The 4,485-nt window shown below is 65.5% G+C and carries 6 protein-coding genes; 1 reads left to right on the forward strand and 5 read right to left on the reverse strand.

Annotation, left to right across the window (positions count from 1 at the left end; translation table 11 throughout):
* The 3 genes from ENZ75_RS22240 to phnG form a co-directional block, all read right to left on the reverse strand.
* Positions 1 to 529 (reverse strand): carbon-phosphorus lyase complex subunit PhnI (locus ENZ75_RS22240; RefSeq protein WP_206617078.1); only part of this gene is annotated, 529 nt, incomplete at its 3' end.
* Position 530: 1 nt separating this feature from the next.
* Positions 531 to 1,142 (reverse strand): phosphonate C-P lyase system protein PhnH, encoded by a 612-nt coding sequence (gene phnH / locus ENZ75_RS22245; protein ID WP_063169033.1) that lies wholly within the window; start codon positions 1,140 to 1,142, stop codon positions 531 to 533.
* Positions 1,142 to 1,603, reverse strand: coding sequence for a phosphonate C-P lyase system protein PhnG (gene phnG / locus ENZ75_RS22250; RefSeq protein WP_063170338.1), 462 nt, complete (start codon positions 1,601 to 1,603; stop codon positions 1,142 to 1,144). Before phnG ends, phnH begins: the two co-directional genes overlap by 1 nt.
* 132 nt (positions 1,604 to 1,735) lie before the next feature.
* On the opposite strand from phnG, the gene phnF reads away from it, so the two are divergent.
* Complete coding sequence (gene phnF, locus ENZ75_RS22255; protein WP_063170337.1) at positions 1,736 to 2,485, forward strand: phosphonate metabolism transcriptional regulator PhnF; 750 nt, start codon at positions 1,736 to 1,738, stop codon at positions 2,483 to 2,485.
* 77 nt (positions 2,486 to 2,562) lie between these two features.
* On the opposite strand, the gene ENZ75_RS22260 is transcribed toward phnF, so the two are convergent.
* Entirely contained in the window at positions 2,563 to 3,582 is a 1,020-nt protein-coding gene (locus ENZ75_RS22260; RefSeq protein WP_063169032.1) for a zinc-binding alcohol dehydrogenase family protein, read from the reverse strand.
* A 66-nt stretch (positions 3,583 to 3,648) separates the two neighbouring features.
* A partial coding sequence (locus ENZ75_RS22265; RefSeq protein ID WP_164887926.1) for an ABC transporter permease occupies positions 3,649 to 4,485 on the reverse strand: 837 nt, incomplete at its 5' end.

Genomic DNA, 4,485 nt, shown 5'->3' on the forward strand with positions numbered 1-4,485 from the left:
GGACATGATCCTGCGGCATGTCGCCATCCGGTTCGATCAAGCCTTCGCGGGCGAGGATCGCCGAGACGCGCGGCATGGCTTGCGCTTCCGTGTCGCGCAGCAAGGGCTCGGCGACATCGGCGCCGGCGGCAAGCTCGGGATCGAGCAGCCGGTGGGTGTAGTCGAAGGTCGGTCCGAGCAACTGGCCGCCGGGCAGATCCTTGTAGGTCGCCGAGACGCGCCGCTCGACCAGCATGTTGGCGGTGTCGATGGGCCTGGAGTAGCCGAAGCGCGGCAGCGTGGTGCGGTAGGCGCGCACCAGGAAGATCGCCTCGATCATGTCGCCGCGCGCCTGGACGATGGCGAGCGCGGCCAGTTCACGATCATAGAGCGAGCCTTCGCTCATCACCCGGTCGACGCCGAGCGCCAGCTGCTCGACGATCTGGTCGAGACGAAGGGCGGGCACCGAACGGTCGCCACGCCGGCGGTCGGCCAGCAGGCTGTGGGCGTTGGCGATTGCCGCTTCGCCACCTTTTACCGCGACATACATCTTACGCCTCCATCGTCTTGATGCGCGTCGTGCGCGGTAGGCAGGCGATGCCGCCTGATGTGGCGAGGATGATGTCGACGCCGCGCGGAAAGCGCTTGATATTCTGCTTCCACTGCTCGACGAAATGGCGTGGCATCTGCGCCGGCGCGATCGTGGCGCTGGTTTCGATGCCGGGACCTTCGAGCAATAGCGGCGTGCCGGAGACCAGATCGCTGACCTGCAGGATCAGCGTGGTCGAGCGGTCGGGATAATCCTGCGTGCCCTGCGAAAAGCCATCGAGCGCCATCATCTCGGCAGGTGCTGCGACCAAGGCGAAATGCGCATCGGCCGGTGTGTTGGCCAATGGCGCGCCGGTATGGAACCCAAGCCACGATCTGATCGCGGTGGAGGCCTGCAAAGCCGGGTCGAGCCAGAGCGGCGTGTCATTGTCGCACAGCGCCAGTGCGATGGCGCCGGCGGTAGCCGAGAGCGGCACCGGCGGGCGGGCGAAGGCCGGCAGCGGTTGCACGCTGCCCGGCCGAGCCATTGCGTCCATCACGGCGCGGAACACGGTCTGGGCGTTGAAGACCGGATCGGCGAACCCGCCCTCGATCGATTGCGCTGCAATGTCCATCAGTCTTCTCCGCGAACCATGGTGAAGAAATCGACCTTCGTTGCCGCCGTCTCGGCGCGGCGTTTTTCGTGCGCCAAGGTCAGAGCCGACCGCAGAGGCGCTATCAGTCCGGTCTCGACCTCATTGCGGCGGGCAGGGTCCTGCCATAGGGCGTCGGCGATAGCCGCCAGCTTCGCCTTCTGCTTGTCGCGGCCAAGCGCATAGCAATGGCCGACCTGTCCGGTGGGTAGCCTGACCGTGGCGCGGGTGACGGTCGCCTCGCCGACATTGAAAGGGGCGCCGCCGCCGCCGATGCGGCCGCGCAGGGTGACAAGGCCGGTTTCGGGGCCGCGCAACAGCTCGGCGTCCGAAGGCAGTCCGGCCTCATTCCAGAGCCGTACGATGTCATCGCCGCTGGATTGCGTAAGGGTTGCCATGGCGGCTTTGCGCTCGGCCTGGTCGCGGGCTTCCTGTCCTCGCATCAGCAGCATTCCTCTTTGTTAATTTGTCTATTGATGTAGACAACTATACAAATTATATCTATTATCTAACGCGTGTCCATGACGGGTGGATGACAGCGATAGAAGACTGGGCGCTGGAAGGTTGGGGCAATGATGGTCGGGCGGCTGTTAGCGGACAGCATCGAGCGGCGCAGTGGCGTTTCGCTGTGGCGGCAGATCGCCGACAAGATCCTACATGCGATCGCCATCGGCGATTTCACGGAGAATGCAGCGCTGCCGCCGGAGGTGGCGCTGGCAGAACGCTATGGCGTCAACCGTCACACGGTGCGCAACGCCATATCAGCCCTTGTAAGGGAAGGCGTGCTGCGGGCCGAGCAGGGGCGCGGCACCTTCGTACTGTCGCGCAAGCGGCTGTCCTATCCGATCGGGGCGCGCACACGTTTTTCGACAGGGCTGCAAGGGCAAACGACGGAACGGCACATCGTCCTGCTCGCCTCGTCGGTCGAGCCGGCCAGCCAGCGCGTCGCCGAGGGACTGGGTCTTCCCAAGGGAGCCGATGTGATCCGGTTGGAAACGCGCGGCGAAGCCGACGGACGGCCGGTGTCGCGCGCTGCCGGCTGGTTCGAGGCCCGGCGCTTTGCCGGCATCGATGCCGCGATGGGGGAAACAGGCTCGATCACCGCATCGCTGGCGCGGTTCGGCATAGACGACTATCTCAGGCAATCGACCGTGCTGTCGGCGCGCCATGCCGATGCGGCGGACCTTGCCGACCTCGACCTGCAGCCGGGCGCCATCGTGCTGGTCACGGTTGCCGTCAACGTCACGCCGGACGGCCAGCCGATCCAGTTTTCCGAGTCGCGCTTTCCGGCCGAACGGGTGGAGCTGAAGCTGTCGGCGCTGTAGGGAGTGCCCGGCCCAGCTCGGCCGCATTCACTTGCCAGCGGCGGCGCATTTGAGGACCGGCTTCGCCGCCTGCCATGTTATAACCCCACCTCGATCACAGCCTTGATCAGGCCGGATTTCTCATGCGCCCAACGAGCCAGATCGCGCGGCGTGGCGGCGAGTGTGGTGCGGTGTGTGACGAGCTTGGCCAGTGGTACGGCCCCGTTGCGGATCGAGGCGGCGACATGGTCGAAGTCGGCGCGCAGCGCGTTGCGGCTGCCGATCAGCGTCATCTCGCGCTTGTGGAATTCCGGATCGGAAAAGCTGATGTCGTCCTTGACGACGGAGACCAGCACCAGCGTTCCGCCATGCGCGACATGGGCGAAGGCCGACTGCACCGACTGGGTGTTGCCGGTGGCGTCGAAGACCACATCGAAGCCTTCGCCTGATGTCGCTTCCCTGATCAGATCGGGCACCGCGCCGCGCGAGCCGTCTAGGGTCTGGAAACCAAGCTCGTTTCCAGCGAAGGCGAGCCTTTCACTGCTCATGTCGAGCAGCGTCACGTCGAGCCCGGCGATGCGGGCGAAGATGGCGGTGCCGAGCCCGATCGGGCCGGCGCCGATGACCAGCGTGTGGGCGCCGGGGTCGGCGCGGGCGCGCCGCACGGCATGCGCGCCGATGGCCAGGAACTCGACGGCAGCGGCGTCGGCCAGCGAAAGGCCGTTGGCCGGATAGAGATTTTGCGCCGGCACCAGGATGCGTTCGCACATGGCGCCGTCGCGATGCACGCCAAGCACCTCGATCCTGACACAGCAATTGGGCTTGCCGTGCCGGCAGGCGATGCACTTGCCGCAGGAAAGATAGGGGTTGACGACGACGGGCTCACCAATGGCCAGTTCGACGCCTTCGCCGGTCTCCATCACGGTACCCGAGACCTCATGACCCATGATGCGGGGATAGGCGAGGAACGGGTGCTTGCCCTCGAAAATGTGGTAGTCGGTGCCGCAGATGCCGACATGGCTGACCGCCACCAGCGCCCAGCCGGGAGGCGGTGCCTCGGGTGCGGGCCGGTCTTCAAGGACAAGATCGCCGGGCGAACGGCAGAGGACGGCTTTCATGCGCTAATCCAGTCATGAAATCGCCGGCCCGTTGGTGTGGCGGACCGGCGGTTGATTGCGGGGTCGCTACTTGCCGCGGCGGCGCAGGCCGTCGAAGTAGACGATGATGATGATCAGCGCGCCGGTGATGATGCGCTGCCAGAACGAATTGACGTTGAGCAGGTTGGCGCCGTTGTTGATGGTGGCCAGGATGAAGGCGCCGAGCAGCGGCCCATGCACCGAGCCGACGGCGCCGAACAGCGAGGTGCCGCCGATGACCGACGACGCGATCGCCTGCAGTTCCCAGCCCTCGGCCTGCGTCGGGTTGCCGATGCCGATGCGGGCGGCCAGCAGCACGCCGACAAAGGCGGCGCACAGGCCCGACAGCGTGTAGGCCATGTAGATGGTGCGCTGGACATTGACGCCGGACAGGCGCGAGGCCTCGGCGTTGGAGCCGACCGAAAACAGGTATCTGCCCCAGCGGCTGTGGTGCAGGAAGATATAGGCCGGAATGCCGACCAGGATCACCATCCAGAACAGGTTGGGGATGCCGATGAAGGAATTGCGCGAGAAGGCGGTGAAGGTGTCGCTGTTGATGTTGATCGAATTGCCGTTGGTCATCAAAAGGCCGATGCCGCGCAGCGAGGTCAACGTCGCCAGCGTGATGATGAAGGGCGGCAGGCCCATCTTGACGATACCGAAGCCGTGGAACATGCCGATGGCGACACCGACCAGCAGCGTCACCAGAATGGCGAGCCAGATGGGGAAGCCGGCATTGATCATCATGGCCACGACCACGGTGGCGAAGCCGACCACGGCGCCGACCGACAGATCGATGCCGCCGGTGATGATGACGAAGGTCTGGCCGACCGCCATGATGGCGATCATCGAGCCCTGGCGCAGGAGATTGGCTATGTTGTTGGC

Source organism: Mesorhizobium sp. M7A.F.Ca.CA.002.04.1.1 (genome assembly GCF_004022805.1).
Taxonomy (GTDB): Bacteria; Pseudomonadota; Alphaproteobacteria; order Rhizobiales; family Rhizobiaceae; genus Mesorhizobium; species Mesorhizobium ciceri.

Coding starts and splice junctions, on each gene's coding strand:
- phnH (WP_063169033.1), bottom strand. CDS start 1,142: ATGGACATTGCAGCGCAATCGATCGAGGGCGGGTTCGCCGATCCGGTC.
- phnG (WP_063170338.1), bottom strand. CDS start 1,603: ATGCGAGGACAGGAAGCCCGCGACCAGGCCGAGCGCAAAGCCGCCATG.
- phnF (WP_063170337.1), top strand. CDS start 1,736: ATGGTCGGGCGGCTGTTAGCGGACAGCATCGAGCGGCGCAGTGGCGTT.
- ENZ75_RS22260 (WP_063169032.1), bottom strand. CDS start 3,582: ATGAAAGCCGTCCTCTGCCGTTCGCCCGGCGATCTTGTCCTTGAAGAC.